General features: G+C 51.6%; 20 protein-coding genes. 5 read left to right on the forward strand and 15 right to left on the reverse strand.

Annotated elements, in window-relative coordinates:
• Positions 1–23: 23 nt before the first annotated feature.
• From cobB to lolC, 5 genes are read right to left on the reverse strand one after another with little or no spacing between them, the layout of a single operon-like run.
• A complete protein-coding gene (gene cobB, locus C3D30_RS16085) occupies positions 24–845 on the reverse strand; it encodes a Sir2 family NAD+-dependent deacetylase (protein WP_000952723.1) in 822 nt (273 codons plus the stop codon).
• Positions 846–860: 15 nt separating this feature from the next.
• Positions 861–1,772, reverse strand: a complete 912-nt coding sequence (nagK, locus tag C3D30_RS16090; protein WP_000291314.1) for an N-acetylglucosamine kinase — start codon at positions 1,770–1,772, stop codon at positions 861–863.
• 28 nt (positions 1,773–1,800) lie between these two features.
• Positions 1,801–3,045, reverse strand: a complete 1,245-nt coding sequence (gene lolE / locus C3D30_RS16095) for a lipoprotein-releasing ABC transporter permease subunit LolE (protein WP_001251372.1) — start codon at positions 3,043–3,045, stop codon at positions 1,801–1,803.
• Positions 3,045–3,746: a lipoprotein-releasing ABC transporter ATP-binding protein LolD gene (gene lolD, locus C3D30_RS16100; protein ID WP_001033695.1), complete on the reverse strand. Its 702-nt coding sequence runs from the start codon at positions 3,744–3,746 to the stop codon at positions 3,045–3,047. The genes lolE and lolD overlap by 1 nt, the downstream gene beginning before the upstream one ends.
• Positions 3,739–4,938, reverse strand: a complete 1,200-nt coding sequence (lolC, locus tag C3D30_RS16105; protein ID WP_000284717.1) for a lipoprotein-releasing ABC transporter permease subunit LolC — start codon at positions 4,936–4,938, stop codon at positions 3,739–3,741. The genes lolD and lolC overlap by 8 nt, the downstream gene beginning before the upstream one ends.
• 260 nt (positions 4,939–5,198) lie before the next feature.
• Here lolC and C3D30_RS16110 point away from each other — a divergent pair, with 260 nt between their 5' ends.
• The 3 genes from C3D30_RS16110 (at position 5,199) to ldtC (ending at position 10,949) form a co-directional block, all read left to right on the forward strand.
• The gene (locus tag C3D30_RS16110; RefSeq protein WP_105287122.1) at positions 5,199–6,269 is read left to right on the forward strand and encodes an acyltransferase family protein; all 1,071 of its coding nucleotides are present in this window, start codon (positions 5,199–5,201) and stop codon (positions 6,267–6,269) included.
• A gap of 127 nt (positions 6,270–6,396) precedes the next feature.
• Entirely contained in the window at positions 6,397–9,843 is a 3,447-nt protein-coding gene (gene mfd, locus C3D30_RS16115; RefSeq protein WP_105287123.1) for a transcription-repair coupling factor, read from the forward strand.
• A 143-nt stretch (positions 9,844–9,986) separates the two neighbouring features.
• Positions 9,987–10,949, forward strand: a complete 963-nt coding sequence (gene ldtC, locus C3D30_RS16120) for a L,D-transpeptidase LdtC (protein WP_105287124.1) — start codon at positions 9,987–9,989, stop codon at positions 10,947–10,949.
• A gap of 80 nt (positions 10,950–11,029) precedes the next feature.
• On the opposite strand, the gene bhsA is transcribed toward ldtC, so the two are convergent.
• Positions 11,030–11,287, reverse strand: coding sequence for a multiple stress resistance protein BhsA (bhsA, locus tag C3D30_RS16125; protein WP_000800147.1), 258 nt, complete (start codon positions 11,285–11,287; stop codon positions 11,030–11,032).
• A gap of 240 nt (positions 11,288–11,527) precedes the next feature.
• Here bhsA and comR point away from each other — a divergent pair, with 240 nt between their 5' ends.
• Positions 11,528–12,160, forward strand: coding sequence for a TetR family copper-responsive transcriptional repressor ComR (comR, locus tag C3D30_RS16130; RefSeq protein ID WP_105284887.1), 633 nt, complete (start codon positions 11,528–11,530; stop codon positions 12,158–12,160).
• A gap of 61 nt (positions 12,161–12,221) precedes the next feature.
• On the opposite strand, the gene C3D30_RS16135 is transcribed toward comR, so the two are convergent.
• From C3D30_RS16135 to hinT, 8 genes are all read right to left on the reverse strand, one after another.
• On the reverse strand, positions 12,222–12,761 hold the full coding sequence (locus C3D30_RS16135) for a glycine zipper 2TM domain-containing protein (protein ID WP_105287125.1): 540 nt from the start codon (positions 12,759–12,761) through the stop codon (positions 12,222–12,224).
• 226 nt (positions 12,762–12,987) lie between these two features.
• Positions 12,988–14,292 carry an NADH-quinone dehydrogenase gene (ndh, locus tag C3D30_RS16140; protein ID WP_010352391.1) on the reverse strand — a complete coding sequence of 435 codons (1,305 nt, stop codon included), beginning with the start codon at positions 14,290–14,292 and terminating at the stop codon, positions 12,988–12,990.
• Between the two features lie 401 nt (positions 14,293–14,693).
• Entirely contained in the window at positions 14,694–15,236 is a 543-nt protein-coding gene (gene ycfP, locus C3D30_RS16145) for an alpha/beta hydrolase YcfP (protein ID WP_000587922.1), read from the reverse strand.
• Positions 15,237–15,258: 22 nt separating this feature from the next.
• Entirely contained in the window at positions 15,259–16,284 is a 1,026-nt protein-coding gene (nagZ, locus tag C3D30_RS16150) for a beta-N-acetylhexosaminidase (RefSeq protein ID WP_000529325.1), read from the reverse strand.
• A 10-nt stretch (positions 16,285–16,294) separates the two neighbouring features.
• A complete protein-coding gene (gene thiK / locus C3D30_RS16155) occupies positions 16,295–17,119 on the reverse strand; it encodes a thiamine kinase (protein ID WP_105287126.1) in 825 nt (274 codons plus the stop codon).
• Positions 17,100–17,741, reverse strand: coding sequence for a penicillin-binding protein activator LpoB (lpoB, locus tag C3D30_RS16160; protein ID WP_000164442.1), 642 nt, complete (start codon positions 17,739–17,741; stop codon positions 17,100–17,102). Before lpoB ends, thiK begins: the two co-directional genes overlap by 20 nt.
• A gap of 13 nt (positions 17,742–17,754) precedes the next feature.
• Positions 17,755–18,132, reverse strand: a complete 378-nt coding sequence (locus C3D30_RS16165) for a YcfL family putative periplasmic lipoprotein (protein WP_001225286.1) — start codon at positions 18,130–18,132, stop codon at positions 17,755–17,757.
• A gap of 2 nt (positions 18,133–18,134) precedes the next feature.
• The gene (gene hinT / locus C3D30_RS16170) at positions 18,135–18,494 is read right to left on the reverse strand and encodes a purine nucleoside phosphoramidase (protein WP_000807125.1); all 360 of its coding nucleotides are present in this window, start codon (positions 18,492–18,494) and stop codon (positions 18,135–18,137) included.
• A gap of 333 nt (positions 18,495–18,827) precedes the next feature.
• Here hinT and fhuE point away from each other — a divergent pair, with 333 nt between their 5' ends.
• Complete coding sequence (fhuE, locus tag C3D30_RS16175) at positions 18,828–21,017, forward strand: ferric-rhodotorulic acid/ferric-coprogen receptor FhuE (RefSeq protein WP_105287127.1); 2,190 nt, start codon at positions 18,828–18,830, stop codon at positions 21,015–21,017.
• 59 nt (positions 21,018–21,076) lie between these two features.
• On the opposite strand, the gene ptsG is transcribed toward fhuE, so the two are convergent.
• Positions 21,077–22,510, reverse strand: coding sequence for a PTS glucose transporter subunit IIBC (gene ptsG / locus C3D30_RS16180; protein WP_000475698.1), 1,434 nt, complete (start codon positions 22,508–22,510; stop codon positions 21,077–21,079).
• Positions 22,511–22,754: the final 244 nt, after the last annotated feature.

Here is a 22,754-nt window from a genome sequence, read left to right on the forward strand (position 1 = left end):
CGCATCAGGCAATGCTTCCTGCTTTATAAGCCCTTCAGCAACTTCTCAACAAACTCTGGCACTACCTGGCTTGCCGGACCGTAATATTTCTCGGCAAATTCGTTACCAACCTGGCTCGGCTCAAGATTGAGTTCCACGGTGTGCGCGCCATGCAATTTTGCTTCATGAACAAACCCAGCCGCCGGATAAACATGCCCGGATGTGCCAATGGCAATGAAAATATCCGCCATCGCCAGTGCCATATAAATTTCATCCATGCCGAGCGGCATTTCACCAAACCACACCACGTGCGGGCGCAGCGGAGCCGGGAACTGGCAGCAATGACATTTATCTTCTGGCGTAACATCGCCAGTCCAGTCGAGAACCTGTCCACTTTGCGAACAACGTACTTTCAGCAATTCTCCATGCATATGAATCACATTGGTATTGCCTGCGCGTTCATGCAGGTTATCGATATTCTGCGTCACCAGCAAAAAGCGGTCGCCGAGGGCATCTTGCAGTTTAGCCAGCGCAAGATGCGCGGCGTTAGGCTGTATTTCTGGCTGCTGTAACTGTCGGCGACGAGCATTATAAAACGCTTGCACCAGTTCCGGGTCGCGATCAAAGCCCTCTGGCGTCGCAACATCTTCAACACGATGCTCTTCCCACAGGCCATCTGCGGCGCGAAAGGTACGAATACCTGATTCCGCAGAAATACCAGCCCCTGTCAGTACGAGTACTCTTGGTTTTTCCATTGCTTCCGACACCACTTTATCTCTGAAAAAAATACGCTGACGTAAACGCTCATGCAGGCGGCGTTTATTTTTACGAAAACGACTTAACCGATGACCCCGACGCGACAGCATAGCAACCTCTGTTGTTTAATCGGTTAGATGTAGGAACGCAGCTCCACGCATTCCGCCTGCATCACCGTGGCGCGCGCGTTCAATGCGCGGAACACGAGCTACAGGTAAGAGATGACGAGGCAGCCTGTCCGCCAGTTGCGTTGTGATTGCCGGGAAATTGGATAAACCACCGCCAATGACCACCAGATCAGGGTCAATAATGGTCAGGATGTTTCCCAGACAAACCGCTAATAGATCCAGATAACGCTCAACGTGCGCCCTTGCCTGCTCATCGCCTTGATCATAAAGCGCAATAATTTCGGGAGCCTGCAACGGTTGATGATAATAGTGTTGATACAGCCACGCAAAACCGCGACCAGACAGATAATTTTCAATGCAGCCATGCTGACCACAGCCACAGCGGCGTAATGGGAAATCCAGCCCCATCATGGTTAACGCATCGACCGGCAGACGCATATGACCAAACTCGCCGGTAATGTAGCTCTTACCCGTCACCGCCTTACCGTTGAATACCAGTCCACCGCCAACGCCGGTGCCGAGAATTAACCCCATCACCAGCGGATATTGGGTAAATTCATCATCCCAGGCTTCAGAAAGGGCAAAACAGTTAGCGTCATTATCAAGTCGCACATCGCGCTCAAGACGTGCGCTCAGGTCGGCACGCAGCGGTTTACCACTGGCGGCGGGGACATTGGCAGCATACAGCGTGCCATCTTCTGTTTCTGGCATTCCCGGAATACCGATGCCGACAGAACCTTTACAGCCAAAACGCTGGTCAGCTTCGGCTACCAGCTCGCACACTGCATCCAAAAATGCGTCATAGCTGTCACGCGGCGTCGGCACCCGCTTTTCCCACTGCAACTGCCGACTGCTATCAAACACACCTAGCGCAATTTTTGTTCCACCAATATCAAACCCGTAATACATTGCCGCTCCTTGTTTTAATGTACTGCCTTTACTGGCCGCTAAGGACTCGCGCAGGGTCAATATTACTGGCGCGCCGCGCCGGATACCAACTTGCCAAAAGACTCAGCAACAATGCTGTGACCAGTACGTAGAAGACGTCCAGCCAGTGCAATTCCGATGGCAGGAAGTCAATAAAATAAATGTCACTGGAGAGGAACTGATGGCCGATCAGATCTTCAATCCACTCGATAATCGGAGTGAGTTGCAGCGAAACCACCACGCCGATAATCACACCACACAAGCTGCCGAACAACCCAGCCAGCAATCCATACCAGACAAAAATGGCGCGAATTAAACCGTCTTTCGCGCCCAGCGTTCTTAATACTGCGATATCGCCACTCTTGTCTTTTACCGCCATCACTAAAGTGGAGACGATGTTAAAACAGGCCACACCAATCACCAGTACCATCGCCAGATACATAATGGCGCGGATCATCTGGATATCACGATACATATAGCCGTAAGTGCCGATCCAGCTCTTGATATAAACATAGCTATTGGTCACTTCGCCCGCGTCACGCACCAGTTTGTTGGCGTTAAAAACATCCGTCATTTTAAGGGCAATACCTGACACACTGGAACCCATATCAAGATATTGTTGGGCATCCGCCAGCGGGATCATGGCAAAACTGTGATCGAGTTGACCGCTCAGCTGCAAAATTCCGGCAATTTGCAAGCGCACTCGTTTTGGTTGCATCAGTTTATGCTCAGGATTCGAATTTGGGATCATGATCGACACCCAATCGCCCTGCTTCACTTTTAACGCATCCGCTACGCCTTTGCCGATAATAATCTGCTGCTCACCGGCTTTAAAATTGTTCCAGGCATCGCCCTGGACAAACGAGGGCAGCGCACTTAGGCGCTGTTCCTGTTGCGGATCAACCCCTTTTACCTGAAGCGCGCGCAGATTCGCACCGCTTTCCACCAGCCCCGTGAAGTTGATATACGGCGCAGCGGCGGCAATACCTGGCACTTTTTGCACGTTATTCAGTGCTTCCTGCCAGTTAGTCCACGGCTGATCCACCGCTTCAATTTCGCCATGCGGTACTACCGCCAGAATGCGGTTATTCAGTTCACGCTCAAAGCCGTTCATCGCGCTTAAGCCGACGATCAATACCGCCACGCCAAGTGCAATGCCAATGGTAGAAATGACGGAGATCAGCGACACCATGCCGCCACGCCGCCGTCCGCGACTAAAACGCAGACCAATTAATAACGATAAAGGCATCGCCATTACTCCGCCCCCATCAGGCTCAGTTCCGCCGTCAGACGACCATCACGCATTTCCAGTTGGCGGCTCATACGTTTCGCCAGTTGCAGGTCGTGAGTAACCACCAGGAAAGCGGTGCCCTGCAAGCGATTCAACTCCCCAAGCAACTGGAAGATGCTGTCGGCGTTACGTGCGTCAAGGTTACCGGTAGGTTCATCCGCCAGTACCAGACGCGGGTTATTAACCAGCGCACGGGCAATCGCCACACGCTGACGTTCGCCGCCAGAAAGTTCGGATGGACGGTGATTCGCGCGATGCTCCAGCCCCACCGCTTTTAACATTTCCAACGCTCGACTGTTGATTTCAGCGGGCTTTTTCTTGCCAATCAGCAGCGGCATAGCCACGTTTTCCAGCGCGGTAAAATCCGGCAGCAGGTGGTGAAACTGATAAATAAAGCCCAGCTTCTGGTTACGCAGTTCTGCTTTCGCCGCCGACGATAGTTTGCTCATCGGCTGACCGTTAAAAATCACATCGCCGGAAGTTGGCGTATCCAGCCCACCCAGCAAGTGCAGCAAGGTGCTTTTGCCAGAACCAGAGCTACCGACGATAGCCATCATTTCGCCTTCGCCCACGCTGAAACTGACATTGTGCAGCACGTCGGTTTGCACACTGCCTTCCTGATAGCGTTTGCACAGGTTGTCGCATTGCAACAGGATCTTATTCATAACGTAAAGCCTCAGCGGGTTGAGTGGCGGCAGCGCGCCAGGAAGGGTAAAGCGTAGAAAGCAGCGCGATAGCCATCGCCACCAGCGCAATAATAATGACCTGTAAAGGTTCGATAGCGACCGGCAGCGCCGCGCCATCAAGCAGGACGCCGATTATCGGCATCAGATTATTCAACTGGCTGGCAAGCAGCGCACCAAGCGCCGCGCCCAGGATCGCACCAATAATTCCGGCGCTGGCACCCTGTACCATAAAGACCATCATGATTTGTCGCGGAGTTAAACCTTGCGTTTGCAGGATTGCCACTTCGCCCTGCTTCTCCATCACCATCAGCCCCAGCGAGGTAATAATGTTAAACGCCGCAACGGCGACAATCAGGCTCAGCAGCAAGCCCATCATATTTTTTTCCATGCGCACGGCCTGGAACAGCTCACCTTTACGGTCGCGCCAGTCCTGCCATTTACTGCCTTCTGGCAGTTTTTGCTGGCTTAACGAGTCCACTTTCAGCGGCTCATCCAGCCACAGACGCCAGCCGGTGATATTGCCTGCCGGATAACGCATCAGACGCGAGGCATCCTCAATATTCACCAGCATTTCATAGCCGTCGACTTCACTGTTAGCGGCAAAAGTACCAATCACATTGAACAGGCGCTGACTTGGAATACGCCCCATCGGCGTGAACTGGCTGGCAGAAGGCACCATCACGCGGATTTGATCACCGCGATTAACGCCCAACTGTGAAGCAAGCTGTTCACCGAGGATGACATTATATTTCCCCGGCTCGAGGTCGGCTTGTTTCACATTGACCAGATACGGGGTTAGCGGATCTTTTTGCGCCGGATCGATACCCAGCATGACGCCTACCGCCACGCTGCGTGCGCTTTGCAGCACCACATCACCAGTAGTGATAGGCGCGACGCGATTTACTCCGTCCAGTTTGACTGCCGTTTCCGGGAGTTTCTGCGGGTTAAGAGAGCCCTGCTCCGAAGAGAGGATCGCCTGTGGCATCAGGCCAAGGATGTTGTTTTGCAGTTCGCGCTCAAAGCCGTTCATCACTGACAATACCGTGACCAGTGCCATCACCCCGAGGGTAATGCCAATGGTAGAAAGCCAGGAGACGAAACGACCGAAGCGATCCGCTGCACGCCCACGCATGTAACGCAGGCCAATAAATAGAGCGACAGGTTGGTACATGAAATCCGTCTGGTTGCTGTTAGCAAAGACACGAGTATATAAGCGAAAGCAGGATGGGTAAACGCCTGAACTGTAAGTGATCATCAGGGCTAATCTGAAAAGCATCAGTAAATCAATCGGCTAAAGGGTCTCATTTTCTCATCGGCCTTGTGGCCTGATCTTTATCTGAAAAATAACCAAATACAGACAGATACGCATTACACCACGCGACTCGCCCCGCAGGATCAACAGCATGTTAAATAAAAGAGCGTGTTGTTCTGATGAAACAAAAAGAACTATGGATTAACCAGATCAAAGGGTTATGCATCTGTCTGGTGGTGGTTTATCACTCGGTAATCACCTTTTACCCGCATCTGATCACTTTTCAGCATCCGTTATCGGAAGTACTGAGTAAATGCTGGATCTATTTCAATCTTTACCTTGCGCCCTTCCGTATGCCGGTTTTTTTCTTTATCTCCGGCTATTTGATTCGCCGCTATATCGACAGTGTGCCGTGGGGAAATTGTCTCGATAAACGCATCAGGAGCATCTTCTGGGTGCTGGCGCTTTGGGGCGTGGTGCAGTGGCTGGCGCTAAGCGCACTGAATCAGTGGCTGGCACCTGAGCGCGATTTAAGCAATGCCTCCAATGCCGCTTATGCCGATTCCACCGGTGAATTCCTGCACGGGATGCTCACCGCCAGCACCAGCTTGTGGTATCTGTACGCTTTAATTGTCTATTTCGTGATATGTAAAATTTTTAATCGCCAGGCTCTGCCGTTATTCGCCCTGTTTGTACTGATGAGTGTGGCTGTTAATTTCGTTCCCACGCCGTGGTGGGGAATGAACAGTGTGATCCGCAATTTGCCTTATTACAGCCTTGGCGCATGGTTTGGCGCAACATTAATGACCTGTGTTAAAGAAGTACCGTTGCGCCGCCATCTGCTGATGTCTTCGCTGCTGGCCGTTCTGGCGGTCAGTGCCTGGTTGTTTAATATTTCGTTGCTGTTGTCGCTGGTGTCGATTGTGGTGATCATGAAGCTGTTTTATCAGTACGAGCAGCGTTTCGGTATGCGCTCCTCCAGCCTGCTGAATGTGATTGGTTCCAACACCATTGCCATCTACACCACCCATCGCATTCTGGTAGAGATATTCAGCTTAAGTCTGATTCCGCAAATGAACGCGGCGTGCTGGTCGCCGCAACTCGAACTGGCGCTCCTGCTGGTTTATCCCTTTGTCAGTTTGTTGATTTGTACACTGGCTGGCTTGCTGGTACGAAAATTTTCACAACGCGCATTCAGCGACCTGTTGTTCTCCCCGCCTTCTCTGCCTGCAACCAGTTATTCTCGCTAAGCCATCGCCCCAGCCGGGGCGATTCAATTTGCTAAACCATGTCGATTCCGGATAATGAACAGCATTGCTTATCAGAGATATGTCCCCATATGTTGAGGCATATCCTAACGAGAATCTGACAACCGTTATGCCTGAACAATATCGTTATACGCTGCCCGTCAAAGCGGGTGAACAGCGTCTGCTGGGCGAGTTAACCGGCGCTGCCTGCGCGACGCTGGTAGCGGAAATTGCCGAACGTCACACCGGACCGGTGGTGCTCATTGCACCTGATATGCAAAATGCTCTACGTTTGCATGATGAAATCAGCCAGTTCACCGACCAGATGGTGATGAATCTGGCGGACTGGGAAACCCTCCCTTACGACAGTTTTTCGCCTCATCAGGATATTATCTCCTCGCGTCTTTCCACCCTTTACCAGTTACCAACGATGCAACGTGGCGTACTGATTGTTCCGGTGAATACGCTTATGCAGCGCGTTTGCCCGCACAGTTTTCTCCACGGTCATGCGCTGGTGATGAAAAAAGGTCAGCGCCTGTCACGAGATGCATTGCGTACCCAACTGGACAGCGCCGGTTATCGCCATGTTGATCAGGTGATGGAGCACGGTGAATACGCCACGCGCGGCGCATTGCTGGATCTCTTCCCGATGGGTAGTGAGCTACCTTATCGTCTTGATTTCTTTGATGATGAAATCGACAGCCTGCGAGTATTTGATGTCGATAGCCAACGCACGCTGGAGGAAGTTGAAGCTATCAACCTGCTACCCGCGCACGAATTTCCGACCGATAAAGCGGCAATTGAACTGTTCCGCAGTCAGTGGCGTGATTCTTTCGAAGTAAAACGCGATCCAGAACATATTTATCAACAAGTGAGCAAAGGCACATTGCCTGCCGGGATCGAGTACTGGCAACCGCTATTCTTCAGCGAACCGTTGCCGCCACTGTTCAGTTATTTCCCTGCCAATACATTGCTGGTGAATACTGGCGATCTGGAAAACAGTGCCGAACGTTTCCAGGCTGACACGCTGGCGCGTTTTGAGAATCGCGGCGTCGATCCGATGCGTCCACTGCTGCCGCCACAATCGCTCTGGCTGCGGGTCGATGAACTGTTCTCAGAGCTGAAAAACTGGCCGCGTGTACAGCTAAAAAATGAACATTTACCGACAAAAGCAGCGAATGCCAATTTAGGCTTTCAGAAACTGCCAGACCTTGCCGTTCAGGCGCAGCAAAAAGCCCCGCTGGATGCGCTGCGTAAATTTCTTGAATCTTTCGACGGCCCGGTGGTGTTCTCGGTAGAAAGTGAAGGTCGCCGTGAAGCACTCGGTGAACTGCTCGCCCGTATTAAAATAGCTCCACAACGTATTATGCGTCTCGATGAGGCCAGCGACCGTGGGCGTTATCTGATGATTGGCGCTGCCGAACATGGTTTTGTTGATACGGTACGTAATCTGGCGCTGATTTGCGAAAGCGATCTGCTCGGTGAACGCGTTGCCCGTCGTCGTCAGGATTCTCGCCGCGCCATCAACCCCGATACACTGATCCGTAACCTCGCGGAGCTGCACATTGGTCAGCCGGTGGTGCATCTGGAGCACGGCGTCGGGCGCTATGCCGGAATGACCACGCTGGAGGCTGGCGGCATTACCGGCGAGTACCTGATGCTCACTTACGCCAACGACGCCAAACTGTATGTTCCGGTGTCGTCGCTGCATCTGATTAGCCGTTACGCCGGTGGCGCGGAAGAAAATGCCCCGCTGCATAAACTTGGCGGCGATGCCTGGTCGCGGGCGCGGCAGAAAGCGGCGGAAAAAGTGCGTGATGTGGCGGCGGAATTACTGGATATCTACGCCCAGCGTGCCGCCAAAGAGGGCTTCGCGTTTAAACACGATCGCGAGCAATATCAATTGTTCTGCGACAGCTTCCCGTTCGAAACCACGCCGGATCAGGCGCAAGCGATTAATGCGGTGCTTAGCGACATGTGTCAGCCGCTGGCAATGGATCGTCTGGTGTGCGGCGATGTTGGCTTTGGTAAAACAGAAGTGGCGATGCGCGCCGCTTTCCTGGCAGTAGAGAACCACAAGCAGGTAGCGGTACTGGTGCCAACGACTCTTCTCGCACAGCAGCATTACGACAATTTCCGCGACCGTTTCGCCAACTGGCCGGTACGCATCGAAATGATCTCCCGTTTCCGCAGTGCCAAAGAGCAGACGCAAATCCTTACGGAAGTGGCGGAAGGGAAAATCGATATTCTGATCGGTACGCACAAACTGCTGCAAAGTGACGTCAAGTTTAAAGATTTAGGCCTGCTGATTGTCGATGAAGAGCACCGCTTCGGGGTGCGTCATAAAGAGCGCATTAAAGCGATGCGCGCGAACGTTGATATTCTGACGCTTACCGCAACGCCGATCCCACGTACGCTGAACATGGCGATGAGCGGAATGCGCGATCTGTCGATTATTGCCACGCCGCCCGCCCGTCGTCTGGCAGTTAAAACGTTTGTCCGTGAGTACGACAGTCTGGTGGTCAGAGAGGCTGTCCTGCGTGAAATTCTGCGCGGGGGACAGGTTTATTATCTCTACAATGATGTGGAAAACATCCAGAAAGCCGCCGAACGGCTGGCGGAACTGGTGCCAGAAGCGCGGATTGCCATCGGTCACGGGCAGATGCGCGAACGCGAACTGGAACGGGTGATGAATGATTTCCATCATCAGCGTTTTAACGTGCTGGTTTGTACCACAATTATCGAAACCGGGATCGACATCCCTACCGCCAACACCATTATTATTGAACGAGCAGATCACTTCGGTCTGGCGCAACTACACCAGTTGCGTGGCCGCGTCGGACGTTCGCATCATCAGGCATATGCATGGCTGCTGACGCCGCATCCGAAAGCGATGACTACCGATGCACAAAAACGTCTCGAAGCGATTGCGTCTCTGGAAGACCTTGGCGCGGGCTTTGCGCTGGCAACGCACGATCTGGAGATTCGCGGCGCCGGTGAACTGCTCGGCGAAGAACAAAGTGGTTCGATGGAAACTATCGGTTTCTCGCTGTATATGGAGTTGCTGGAAAACGCCGTCGATGCACTGAAAGCCGGACGCGAGCCGTCGCTGGAAGATCTCACCAGCCAGCAAACGGAAGTCGAACTGCGGATGCCGTCGCTGTTGCCGGATGACTTCATTCCTGATGTAAATACCCGTCTGTCGTTCTATAAACGTATTGCCAGCGCCAAAACGGAAAGCGAACTGGAAGAGATCAAAGTCGAGCTTATCGATCGCTTCGGTCTGCTGCCAGATCCGGCGCGTACCCTGCTGGATATTGCCCGTCTGCGCCAGCAAGCGCAGAAACTGGGGATCAGGAAGCTGGAAGGGAATGAGAAAGGCGGCGTGATCGAATTTGCCGAGAAGAATCACGTTAATCCGGCCTGGTTGATTGGTTTGCTGCAAAAACAGCCGCAGCATTACCGCCTTGATGGTCCGACGCGCCTGAAGTTTATTCAGGATTTGAGCGAGCGGAAAACGCGTATCGAATGGGTACGCCAGTTTATGCGTGAACTGGAAGAGAACGCGATCGCTTAATGGTAAATCGGGGGCGTTTCTGCGCCCCCATCTGCAACATTTACAAATTCTTTGCACTTCCCTGCACTATCCGACACTGTCACCATCCATAATTCAGGCTTATCTGTTTATTACAATAACCTTATATTTATTATGGATTTTTGGTGATGATCAAAACGCGTTTTTCTCGCTGGCTAACGTTTTTTACGTTCGCCGCTGCCGTGGCGCTGGCGCTACCGGCAAAAGCCAACACCTGGCCGCTGCCACCAGCGGGCAGTCGTCTGGTTGGTGAAAACAAATTTCATGTGGTGGAAAATGACGGTGGTTCTCTGGAAGCCATCGCCAAAAAATATAACGTCGGCTTTCTCGCTCTGTTACAGGCTAACCCCGGCGTTGATCCTTACGTACCGCGCGCGGGTAGCGTGTTAACGATCCCGTTGCAAACCCTACTTCCAGACGCGCCGCGTGAAGGCATTGTGATCAACATTGCGGAGTTGCGTCTCTATTACTACCCACCGGGCAAAAATTCGGTGACCGTGTACCCCATCGGCATTGGTCAGTTGGGGGGTGACACACTGACGCCGACAATGGTGACTACCGTTTCGGACAAGCGTGCAAACCCAACCTGGACGCCGACGGCAAACATCCGCGCCCGTTATAAAGCCCAGGGGATTGAGCTTCCACCAGTCGTTCCGGCAGGACCGGATAACCCGATGGGCCATCATGCGATTCGTCTGGCGGCCTATGGCGGTGTCTATTTGCTTCACGGTACGAACGCCGATTTCGGTATTGGTATGCGGGTAAGCTCTGGCTGCATCCGTTTGCGCGATGACGATATCAAAACACTTTTCAGCCAGGTCAGCCCCGGCACCAAAGTGAATATTATCAATACGCCGATTAAAGTCTCCGCCGAACCAAACGGCGCACGTCTGGTGGAAGTGCATCAGCCGCTGTCAGAGAAGATAGATGACGATCCGCAATTGTTGCCGATTACGCTCAACAGTGCGATGCAGGCATTTAAAAATGCTGCGCAAACTGACGCCGAAGTGATGCAGCACGTAATGGACGTGCGTTCCGGAATGCCGGTTGATGTGCGTCGTCATCAAGTGAATCAACAAACGCTGTAAATCGCGGACAAAAAAATCCCCGCAGCACAGGGTGTTGCGGGGAAAAAGCAGCAATAACAGGCATTAATGAGGGTTAATGCTTATTTATAAATTACTGCCGTTCCGTGGAGGGTATTCGGACCGGTTACTGAAGTAATACGGAAAGATTTTGCGCCCATCTCATCCGCTTTTTGTGCCAGTTGTTCTTCCAGCGATCCCAGATTTGTCCCCGCGTTAGCACTGATAGTACCCACTTTTTGTTGACCTTCTGGTGTTGCCTGAACTTCAACAGCCGCAAAGCTGGCAAATGACATGGAGCTTAAAATCGCCGCAGCGATGAGGGTTTTTACGTTTTTCATAATAGTGACCTTATGCAGATGAATGGCGTCGCAAGCAATTACTTAACGATCGATAACTAAATGATAGATGTGATCTGGATCACATACAAGATGTTTTTTATAACATTCATTAATTAAATGAAAATTCTTTAAATTTCAGTTAAATAGAGAACAATTATTTTTCTGACTTCTGGACTGGTGAACGGAAGTGATTATTTTTATAATAACCATTCATTCACAGCTAAAAGGTACAACGGCATCATGGCAACTGACTCAACACATTGTGTAAAAAAAAGCCGTGGTCGCCCAAAAGTGTTCGACAGGGAAGCCGCGCTTGATAAGGCCATGAAGTTGTTCTGGCAGCACGGTTATGAAGCGACTTCTCTTGCCGATCTCGTCGAAGCGACCGGAGCCAAAGCGCCAACGCTATACGCGGAGTTCACCAATAAAGAGGGATTATTCCGCGCCGTACTGGATCGCTATATCGACCGTTTTGCCGCAAAGCACGAAGCACAACTGTTTTGTGAAGAGAAAAGCGTGGTGTCTGCGCTGACTGACTATTTCGCTGCCATCGCCAACTGCTTTACCAGCAAAGATACCCCTGCTGGCTGCTTTATGATCAACAACTGCACCACGCTCTCCCCGGATTCAGGAGATATCGCCAATACGTTGAAATCACGCCATGCGATGCAAGAGCGCACTTTGCAGCAGTTTTTATGTCAACGACAGGCGCGCGGGGAAATCCCGACCCACTGTGACGTGACGCATCTGGCGGAATTCCTTAATTGTATTATTCAGGGGATGTCGATCAGCGCCCGCGAAGGCGCATCGCTGGAAAAACTGATGCAGATTGCCCAAACCACTTTGCGTTTATGGCCCGAACTGGTGAAATAAAACGCAAAAAAAGCCCCTCAGCCTGAGCGAATGAGGGGCTAAATTGCAGAGTACAGCCTTGTTATACTTTGTTATTCAGAATCAGTTGCCCGTTGTTATCTAATTGGATTTGTGTACCCGGATCGCGGTCCATGCGGATTTTGCCCTGCTGATCGCCAATCTTATAGGTCACATCATAACCGAGCATTTTTTCTGACTTGTCATACACCGTTTTACAACGCTGTTGGGTGGTGGTGTAAGTATCACGTTCCTGGAGAGAGCCCTGGATCTGGTTACCAGCATATCCACCACCAAGCGCCCCAACGACTGTAGCAACATCCTTACCGCGACCACCGCCAAACTGATGCCCTATCACCCCACCAGCCACAGCGCCCAGAACTGAACCAGCGATGCGATTTTCATCCTGCACCGGCCGGCGATGGGTCACTGTGACATTGCGGCACTCCTGGCGCGGTGTTTTAACTGTTTCCTTGATTGGGATTGCAGAAACAATCTGAGCGTATTGCGGGCCACGTTCAAACACGTTCAGGCTGGCCACTGCCGCTACGCCCAGCGCAGCCGCGACACCAATCCCGATACCCGCCAACATTGATTTATTCACGGGAACACCTCCTTCTTTGCAGTTATGTCAATCATGCAATCGAAGGGGTGAAACAACCATCAGACAGAAGATGAAAAGCGCAGGGATAGCAGGAAATACTTAAGGATTCGGAGGAGTCTGAGGGAATGCCTGATGCGACGCTTAACGCGTCTTATCAGGCCTGCCGCTCGTACCATTTATCCTGGGCGGATAAGGCGTTTACGCCGCATCCGCCAGTACAAGTTGATTAATGCAGTTTCAAACGCGGACGGATAACGCGGTTGATACTACCTACCAACATCATTAGTCCAGTTTTGAAGTAGCCATGCAGCGCAATCTGATGCATCCGATACAGCGAGATATACACAAAGCGCGCAATACGCCCTTCAATCATCATTGAGCCGCGCGTCAGGTTACCCATCAGGCTACCGACGGTGGAGAAGTTCGACAGCGATACCAGCGAACCGTGATCTTTATACTGATAATTTTTCAGCGGTTTGCCATTCATCTGCGCCAGAATATTGTTCATTGCGCAGGTAGCCATCTGGTGTGCGGCCTGAGCGCGCGGCGGGACAAAACCCCCTTCCGGACGCGGGCATGACGCACAGTCGCCAATAGCGTAAATGTCTGGATCGCGCGTGGTTTGCAGCGTCGGTTCCACCACCAGCTGGTTGATACGGTTGGTTTCGAGACCGCCAATATCTTTCAGGAAATCTGGCGCTTTGATCCCGGCAGCCCACACCATCAGATCAGCCTCAATATATTCGCCATCTTTAGTGTGCAGACCACCTTTATCGGCGCTGGTGACCATGGTTTGCGTCAGCACGCGAACGCCCAGTTTAGTTAACTCATTGTGGGCGGCAGCAGAGATACGTGGCGGCAGCGCAGGCAAAATACGCTCGCCCGCTTCTACCAGCGTTACGTTCAACGCTTCGTTGGTCAGGCCTTTGTAACCGTAGCTGTGCAGTTGCTTGACGGCGTTGTGCAATTCAGCGGAGAGTTCTACGCCAGTCGCGCCGCCGCCAACAATCGCAATATTCACTTTGCCATTCGCGCCAAGGTTGGCGGAGTATTTCAGAAACAGATTCAGCATCTCCTGATGGAAACGACGCGCCTGATGCGGGTTATCGAGGAAAATACAGTTCTCTTTTACACCCGGCGTATTGAAATCGTTAGAGGTGCTGCCCAGCGCCATCACCAGCGTGTCATAAGCGATTTTGCGTTCCGGCACCAGCAGTTCGCCTTTTTCGTCGCGCAGTTCAGCAATGGTGATTGTTTTCGCTTCTCTATCGATATCAACCACAGAACCCAACTGGAACTGAAAACCATGATTACGCGCATGAGCCAGGTAACTCAGTGCATCGACGCCTTCATCGAGCGAGCCAGTCGCTACTTCGTGCAGCAGCGGTTTCCACAGGTGGCTGTGATTGCGATCTACCAGCGTAATTTTGGCTTTTTTCTTACGTCCCAGCTTATGTCCAAGCTGTGTCGCCATTTCCAGCCCACCAGCACCGCCGCCGACAATCACAATCTTTTTCAATGGCGTAGTCAACGTGACCCCCTTAAATTTATTAACCAATTGTTAATTAATGGTTATATGCATAGCCCTTAATTAACAGCAGGTTACAGTGATAAAAATGCTCTTCGCTATTGAGAATAACATGAATGGTGCATTGGTCATACCAAAATTGATATGAATCAAGTTTTGTTGCTGAAAAGATAGGCGGATTTACCGGGTGAGATCAAAAAACAGAGATTATTGTTTATTATTTAAGCGGAATCGGGAGAGTGAGGCGTATATGGAGGGCATTTGGTAGGCCAGATACAATGCGCAGCATCGCATCAGGCATTGGTGCACGGCTGTCGGATGCGGCGTGGACGCTTCATCCAACCTACAGAATCCGGGGCGCATCAGATACCAGCAAGGTTACCTGATGCGACCGACGATAGCTTTTAACCGAGGGTTTTGAACGCCTTAATGCGCTGCAAATGCGGGGAGATATTTTTGAATTTGTGCGTCTGCTCTTCGTCCCAGACAATCTCGTAATAATGATGCAACTCTTCAGATGTCCGCTGACTGTTAAGCGCCTCATCGTTACGCGACAAAATCACCAGACAACGATCGCGATTCTTCTCACGGAAATTGGTCACACATTTAGTCGCGATATCGGTGTACTCTTCCGGGCGATCAATCTTCCCTTCCATGTTCTCGTAAGGGAACAAATTGGGGTTGAAGATCACCTGGCGGATATCGCAGAGAAAACCAATCCGTTCTGCCCAGTAACCGCCCAGCCCGACACCGCAAATTAGCGGGCGCTCGTCAACATTCAGTTGCAGCATTTTGTCTACTTCTTTGAGCAGATGCTGCATATCGTGTTTCGGATGCAGAGTGCTGTAGCTTATCAAGCGTACATCCGGGTCAATAAACTGCAATTGTAAAACTTTCTCGTGGTTACCCGGACTGTTAGAGTCAAAACCGTGTAAATAGATAATCATCGCTTCCTCACATAAGCCAGGGTTAGTGACCTGCTTTCTCTTCCTGCCAGCGTTCATGTAACTGATTCAGACGGGCGCTGATCTCTTTCCAGCGAGTCGAGTCCATCAGCTCCTGTCGCGAAAATGAACCTTTATGATACAAACGTGTAACACGCTCTGCCTTGATCGGTGACAGATTATCTAACACGCTGACGGCTCCCTTACGATTATTGCAGACCAGGATCATATCGCAACCCGCATCCAGTGATGCCTGCCCACGTTCGGCATAACTGCCCATAATCGCGGCACCTTCCATCGATAAATCGTCTGAGAAAATCACGCCGTCAAACCCCAGTTCCTGGCGTAAAACTGTTTTCAGCCAGTAGGGAGAACCGCTCGCCGGACGCGGATCAACATCGCTGTAGATCACATGTGCAGGCATAATGGCATCGAGTTTATTTTCACGGATTAAGGTGCTGAATACCGACATATCTTTGGCGCGAATTTCCGCTTGCGGACGTGGGTCGCACGGCGTCTCTTTGTGTGAGTCAGCCGTTACTGCACCGTGGCCTGGAAAGTGTTTACCGGTGGTTTTCATTCCGGCTTCATGCATACCATCAATAAACCGGCTGGCAATTGCGAGGGCTTTTTCGGGATCGGCATGGTAAGAACGCTCGCCAATCGCCGCGCTAATGTGCCCTACATCCAGCACGGGTGCAAAGCTGATATCAATATCCATGGCGATCATTTCACTGGCCATCAACCAGCCTGCCTCTTGTGCCAGTTTGCCGCCTTCTTCCATTCCCAACAGCGCAGCGAATGATTGCGCCGCAGGCAAGCGGGTAAAACCTTCACGAAAACGCTGCACGCGCCCACCTTCCTGATCCACCGCCACCACCAGATGATTGCGCGAAGCTGTGCGAATTTGGCGCACCAGTTCGCGTAACTGGGCAGGATCATGATAGTTACGCGTAAAGAGAATCAGCCCACCCACCAGCGGATGCGCCAGTATTTCACGCTCTTCCGCGTCCAGTTCGTAACCTTCAACATCCAACATTACTGGACCCACACTGCTCTCCTTATTGTTTTATTGATAGCTGCCGCCAGGTGTCATCGGCAAGCCTGATAAATTGTTGATCGCCGCTTTGTTGCCAGCGGTACTCAAACCACCCTGCTTTGAGCATCAGCAACCAGGGAAACCAGCGCCTGACCTGACGCCATAATTGCGCCGGATTAATCTTCGCCCGCGCGGCATAGTCATTGACCAATTGCCGGTGCTGCTCAGTATTTTCCACCCACACCGCCGCCAGTTCCAGCGCGATATCGCCATCACCAGCATACTCCCAGTCAATGAGTTTTAACCCAGAAGCACTATGCACTAAGTTTCCGGCATGAACATCCATATGCAATGGGCTTAAGCGTAATGGCTGTGGTTCCCGTATTTTGCGCAGACGTTTTAATAGTCGCAGCCAACCCGCTGTCCGTCGCGCAGGATCGCTTCGCTGCCAGTACCTTTCCAGTAACGGCAGCAGGGTTATTCGCCAGCCAAAGCGCGGTTGTTGATGCAGATAATACAGCAAGCCTGCCAGTTCGTCGGTATCCGGCAATTGCGTTTTTACCTCGCCGGGCAAATAGTCAACCACCATCCAGCCACGGAGATAGAGATGTGGCTTCGGTGCAAGGTATGCCGGTAATCGTGATAACGCCCGATACTGGCGCAGGAACACGGACTGCGGTGCATCAGGATCGTGAGTCTGACGCACAACGAAACGCAGATCCTGATGTTCAATGAGAAAACTCCCGCCGCTAAGTCCATGATTAAACGTCGCGACGGGATGGTACTGCGGGAAATAGCGCGACAATAATTCGTCGCGCGTGATGGGATTATTGTTGCTGAACGGCACCTTTACCTGACCAGATAATTTCACCCGTCTGCACCAGCATGAGTTGCATTTGCAGGGTCGGTGCGTTGACGTTACCAGAGGCACTGGAGTACAGCACATAATGAGCGCCGACGTTACGGGCAATGCCAATCGCTTTACTGCGAGTGCCTAAACTGTCCTGCGGCGACAAACCTAACTGCTGCTTGGCCATTGAAAGCTGTTGGGCAGAAACGAGTGTAAATTTACCGTTATTGGCCAGCGCATTACGTAGCGTTTCGGTCGCTTCTCCGGCATTCAGCGAGCCGTTAGTACGGTTGTTAACGCTATCAACCAGCAGAACGCTGCCTGCGGTCACACCATCAGCCCCAAGCATTTTACTGACCATCGGCTGCATTGCACCGTTCCAGTCATAATGACGAATATGCGGCGCAGGCGGTGCGGTTTGATCTTCGTGCTCAATTGGCCCTGGCTGCTGCGGGATCGTCGGCACCGATGGCACGGTTGGTACAGGCTGTTGCGGCTCGGCAGGTTGCTCCGGCGCAGGTTTCACCTCTTCTACCGGTGCAGGTTCTCGTTGCCCCACACACCCGGCGAGAAACATCGCCAGCGCGGTGATTAAGGCGTAGCGACTCATTTTTGTCATCAAGATTCACCCCTTACAAATATAGATAAAGTCTGACTTTGTGCGCCCCCAGATAATTGGCGCTGCCGTACAGAGTTACCGCCGAACGTGCGGGAATGGTAACGCTGCGGGGCGTTTCCAGAGGATGCATCTCCAGTCCTCTGGCGTCATACCAGTAAAAACGATAATGAACGGTAACGGGTTCTTGCCTTTCGTTATAAAGCGTCGAGGATGCAGAAGGCTGAATATCAGACATTGAAAGTACGGGCTTTTCTGCACTGATGCCCGCAGCCAGAAGAGATGACTCAATCACCAGAGATTGTTCTTCATTCACCGGAATCTCCGGATGTGAACGACACCCCACCAGCAATAACAGGGCCAGAGACACAAGCCCAAAGCATCCTTTTCTCATCGTTACAGACCTTTATGCGCCAGCATTGGGCCCAGAGGACGGCCACCCAGCAAGTGCATATGGATGTGGTACACCTCTTGCCCGCCATGGCGGTTGGTGTTCATGATCAGACGATAGCCATCTTCGGCAATGCCTTCTTGCTCAGCAATTTTTGCCGCTACAGTGATCATGCGTCCCAGCGCCTGCTCATGCTCGGCAGAGACGTCGTTTACGGTAGGAATCAGGATATTAGGAATGATTAAAATATGCGTTGGCGCTTGCGGCGAAATATCGCGAAACGCCGTTACCAGATCATCCTGGTAGACGATATCGGAGGGGATCTCACGACGAATAATTTTGCTGAAAATAGTTTCTTCTGCCACGACATTTTCCTTTTTCAAATAGTCATGCGTTGCGCCATGCTACGCCGCGCCACACTGCGAGTATAGAGTATGGTCGAGTTAAACCCGCTCTTTCAACCTTAACCCACGATTTATTAAGCAAAAAACCGTTTTACTGCCGCATACATCGCCATTATTCCCCTTTATACCTGCGAATGAACCGAAAACACACTTTCTCTTTGGTTTACACGTTAAATATGAATGCGTATATTTCTCATTTGCATTACCATGAAAAATTATTAGCGCGCTAAATATTACTGCTCATCGCCCTCCTCTGGAATGAGCCTGACTACAACATAAATCAAGAGATTTCAGATGCTTTCGACACAATTTAACAGGGATAATCAGCATCAAGCCGCAGCCACGCTGTCGCTGCTCACAGCCTGCATTGCTCTGGCTTTATTTCCTTCCGCTACACTGGCCGTGCCAACCGCCGAAGAAACAGTGATTGTTGAAGGGGCTGCCAATGCTCCAGTTGATGACGAAAATGATTACAGCGTAACGTCTACCTCTGTAGGTACTAAAATGCAGATGACTCAACGTGATATTCCACAGTCGGTCACTATTGTCAGCCAGCAGCGAATGGAAGATCAGCAACTGCAAACGCTGGGCGAAGTGATGGAAAACACTCTGGGGATAAGCAAAAGCCAGGCCGACTCCGACCGCACCCTCTATTATTCGCGTGGATTCCAGATCGATAACTATATGGTCGATGGCCTCCCCACCTATTTTGAATCGCGCTGGAATCTGGGCGACGCACTCACGGATATGGCGCTGTTCGAGCGTGTAGAAGTGGTGCGTGGCGCGACCGGGCTAATGACCGGCACCGGCAATCCTTCTGCGGCGATTAATATGGTCCGCAAACACGCCACCAGCCGTGAATTTAAAGGCGATGTCTCGGCGGAATACGGTAGCTGGAACAAAGAACGTTATGTGGCGGATTTACAAAGTCCGCTCACGGAAGATGGTAAAGTCCGCGCACGAATTGTTGGCGGCTATCAGAACAACGATTTATGGCTGGATCGCTACAATAGCGAAAAAACTTTCTTCTCCGGCATTGTGGATGCTGATTTGGGCGAGCTGACCACATTTTCTGCCGGTTATGAATATCAACGTATTGATGTTAACAGCCCGACCTGGGGCGGCCTGCCACGCTGGAATACCGATGGCAGCAGCAACAGTTACGATCGCGCCCGCAGCACCGCGCCTGACTGGGCGTATAACGACAAAGAGATCAACAAAGTCTTTCTGTCACTGAAGCAGCGATTTGCCGATACCTGGCAGGCGACGCTGAATGCTACCCATTCCGAAGTCGAATTTGACAGCAAAATGATGTATGTCGATGCCTACGTAAATAAAGCAGATGGAACGCTGGTGGGACCATATGGCAGCTATGGCCCCGGATTTGATTATGTTGGCGGCACTGGCTGGAACAGTGGCAAACGTAAAGTTGACGCGCTGGATCTGTTCGCTGACGGTAGTTATGAATTATTTGGTCACCAGCACAATCTGATGCTCGGCGGTAGCTACAGTAAACAAAACAACCGCTATTTCAGCTCCTGGGCTAACGTTTTCCCCAATGAAATTGGCAGTTTCTACAACTTCAACGGTAACTTCCCGCAGACTAACTGGGCGCCGCAAAGCCTGGCGCAGGACGATACCACACATATGAAATCGTTATATGCCGCCACTCGTGTCACCCTTGCCGATCCGCTGCATCTTATCCTCGGCGCACGTTATACCAACTGGCGGGTTGATACGCTGACTTACAGCATGGAGAAAAACCACACTACGCCTTATGCGGGTCTGGTGTTTGACATCAATGACAACTGGTCGACCTATGCCAGCTATACCTCTATTTTCCAGCCGCAAAATGATCGCGACAGTTCGGGCAAATATCTGGCGCCAATCACCGGTAACAACTACGAACTGGGTCTAAAATCAGACTGGATGAATAGCCGTCTGACCACCACGTTAGCCATCTTCCGTATTGAGCAGGATAATGTCGCCCAGTCCACCGGAATGCCTATCCCCGGCAGTAACGGCGAAACCGCCTATAAAGCGGTGGATGGGACAGTAAGTAAAGGCGTGGAATTTGAACTTAACGGCGCAATTACCGACAACTGGCAGCTGACGTTTGGCGCAACGCGCTATGTGGCGGAAGATAACGAGGGGAATGCCGTTAATCCGAATCTGCCACGTACCACGGTTAAAATGTTTACCAGCTATCGGTTGCCTGTCATGCCAGAGTTGACGGTCGGCGGCGGCGTTAACTGGCAAAATCGGGTGTATACCGACACCGTGACACCGTATGGCACCTTCCGCGCCGAGCAAGGTAGCTACGCGCTGGTGGATCTGTTCACCCGCTACCAGGTGACGAAAAACTTCTCGTTGCAGGGGAACGTCAATAACCTGTTCGACAAAACCTACGATACCAATGTGGAAGGTTCTATCGTCTACGGCGCACCACGTAATTTCAGTATTACCGGCACGTATCAATTCTGATTAACACCTGTAAAAAAGGCAGCCATTCGGCTGCCTTAGTCTCCCCAACATTCTACTGATTAGTTGTTGCGGATGTACTCATCCATCTCGGTTTTCAGGTTATCGGATTTAGTACCGAAAATCGCCTGAACACCAGAACCAGCAACCACTACGCCCGCTGCGCCCAGTTTCTTCAGGCCAGCCTGATCCACTTTGGACACATCAGCAACGCTGACGCGCAGACGAGTAATACATGCGTCGAGGTTAGTGATGTTTTCTTTACCACCAAATGCGGCAACCAGAGCCGGAGCCATTTCGCTAGTACCGGTTGCTTTCGCATCTTCAGTTGCGTCTTCGCGGCCCGGCGTTTTCAGATCCAGAGCTTTAATCAGCACACGGAAGATGGTGTAGTAAACAATCGCATAACCAATACCGACAATCGGGAACAGCCACAGTTTGCTGCTGTTACCAGACAGTACGATGAAGTCGATCAGGCCGTGCGAGAACGACGTACCGTCGCGCATTCCCAGCAGAATACAGATTGGGAATGCCAGACCAGCCAGAATAGCGTGGATGATGTACAGGATCGGCGCAACGAACATGAAGGAGAACTCGATCGGCTCGGTGATACCGGTCAGGAACGAGGTCAACGCAGCGGAGATCATGATACCGCCAACTTTAGCGCGGTTTTCTGGTTTAGCAGAGTGCCAGATAGCAATCGCAGCAGCCGGCAGACCGTACATTTTAAACAGGAAGCCGCCAGACAGTTTACCCGCAGTCGGGTCACCCGCCATATAACGCGGAATATCGCCGTGGAAGACCTGACCTGCTGCGTTGGTGTATTCACCAATCTGCATCTGGAAAGGTACGTTCCAGATGTGGTGCAGACCAAACGGCACCAGACAACGTTCGATGAAGCCGTAAATACCAAATGCAACTACCGGGTTCTGGTAAGCAGCCCACTGGGAGAAGGTCTGGATTGCGGAACCAATCGGCGGCCAAATGAAGGACAGCACAACGCCAGTAAAGATGGCAGCCAGACCAGAAATGATCGGTACAAAGCGTTTACCGGCAAAGAAGCCAAGATACTCAGGCAGCTTAATACGGTAGAAACGGTTAAACATGTACGCTGCAATCGCACCGGAGATGATCCCCCCAAGTACGCCAGTATCCGCCAGATGTTTAGCGGCAATTTCTTCAGCAGGTAAATGCAGTACCAGCGGCGCGACCACAGCCATGGTTTTTACCATGATGCCATAGGCAACTACTGCGGCAAGAGCGGATACGCCATCGTTATTGGTAAAGCCAAGGGCGACACCGATCGCAAAAATAAGTGGCATGTTTGCAAAGACGGAACCGCCTGCTTCTGCCATAACATGCGATACAACGGCTGGCAGCCAGCTGAAATTCGCGGAACCGACGCCCAGCAGAATACCTGCGATAGGCAGTACGGATACCGGCAGCATCAGCGATTTACCGACCTTTTGCAGGTTAGCAAATGCATTCTTAAACATAATTGAGAGTGCTCCTGAGTATGGGTGCTTTTTACGTTCTCACGCGTGGCAAGGGGGGAGAACCTTGCCGTGTACAGGGCATCTAAGCGCCCTTTATTTATTACACAGAGTAAAATAATTCAGTGTCGATTTGTTTGACGGCTATCACGTTTCAACTTCAGGTCTTTAGCGAAGTTGCACATTTTGACAAAACATATGTCAAGATGTTTCAAACATGGTTAGCCACCGCCCAATTTGCGGCGGT

The organism is Escherichia sp. MOD1-EC5433 (genome assembly GCF_002966005.1).
In the GTDB taxonomy this organism is placed as follows: Bacteria; Pseudomonadota; Gammaproteobacteria; order Enterobacterales; family Enterobacteriaceae; genus Escherichia; species Escherichia ruysiae.

Excerpts from the sequence above, each read along its gene's own strand:
- fhuE (WP_105287127.1), top strand. The coding sequence starts at position 18,828 with ATGCTTTCGACACAATTTAACAGGGATAATCAGCATCAAGCCGCAGCC.
- lolD (WP_001033695.1), bottom strand. The coding sequence starts at position 3,746 with ATGAATAAGATCCTGTTGCAATGCGACAACCTGTGCAAACGCTATCAG.
- ycfP (WP_000587922.1), bottom strand. The coding sequence starts at position 15,236 with ATGATTATCTATTTACACGGTTTTGACTCTAACAGTCCGGGTAACCAC.
- cobB (WP_000952723.1), bottom strand. The coding sequence starts at position 845 with ATGCTGTCGCGTCGGGGTCATCGGTTAAGTCGTTTTCGTAAAAATAAA.
- C3D30_RS16165 (WP_001225286.1), bottom strand. The coding sequence starts at position 18,132 with ATGAGAAAAGGATGCTTTGGGCTTGTGTCTCTGGCCCTGTTATTGCTG.
- comR (WP_105284887.1), top strand. The coding sequence starts at position 11,528 with ATGGCAACTGACTCAACACATTGTGTAAAAAAAAGCCGTGGTCGCCCA.
- nagK (WP_000291314.1), bottom strand. The coding sequence starts at position 1,772 with ATGTATTACGGGTTTGATATTGGTGGAACAAAAATTGCGCTAGGTGTG.
- C3D30_RS16110 (WP_105287122.1), top strand. The coding sequence starts at position 5,199 with ATGAAACAAAAAGAACTATGGATTAACCAGATCAAAGGGTTATGCATC.
- bhsA (WP_000800147.1), bottom strand. The coding sequence starts at position 11,287 with ATGAAAAACGTAAAAACCCTCATCGCTGCGGCGATTTTAAGCTCCATG.
- mfd (WP_105287123.1), top strand. The coding sequence starts at position 6,397 with ATGCCTGAACAATATCGTTATACGCTGCCCGTCAAAGCGGGTGAACAG.
- lolE (WP_001251372.1), bottom strand. The coding sequence starts at position 3,045 with ATGGCGATGCCTTTATCGTTATTAATTGGTCTGCGTTTTAGTCGCGGA.
- lolC (WP_000284717.1), bottom strand. The coding sequence starts at position 4,938 with ATGTACCAACCTGTCGCTCTATTTATTGGCCTGCGTTACATGCGTGGG.
- lpoB (WP_000164442.1), bottom strand. The coding sequence starts at position 17,741 with ATGACAAAAATGAGTCGCTACGCCTTAATCACCGCGCTGGCGATGTTT.
- ptsG (WP_000475698.1), bottom strand. The coding sequence starts at position 22,510 with ATGTTTAAGAATGCATTTGCTAACCTGCAAAAGGTCGGTAAATCGCTG.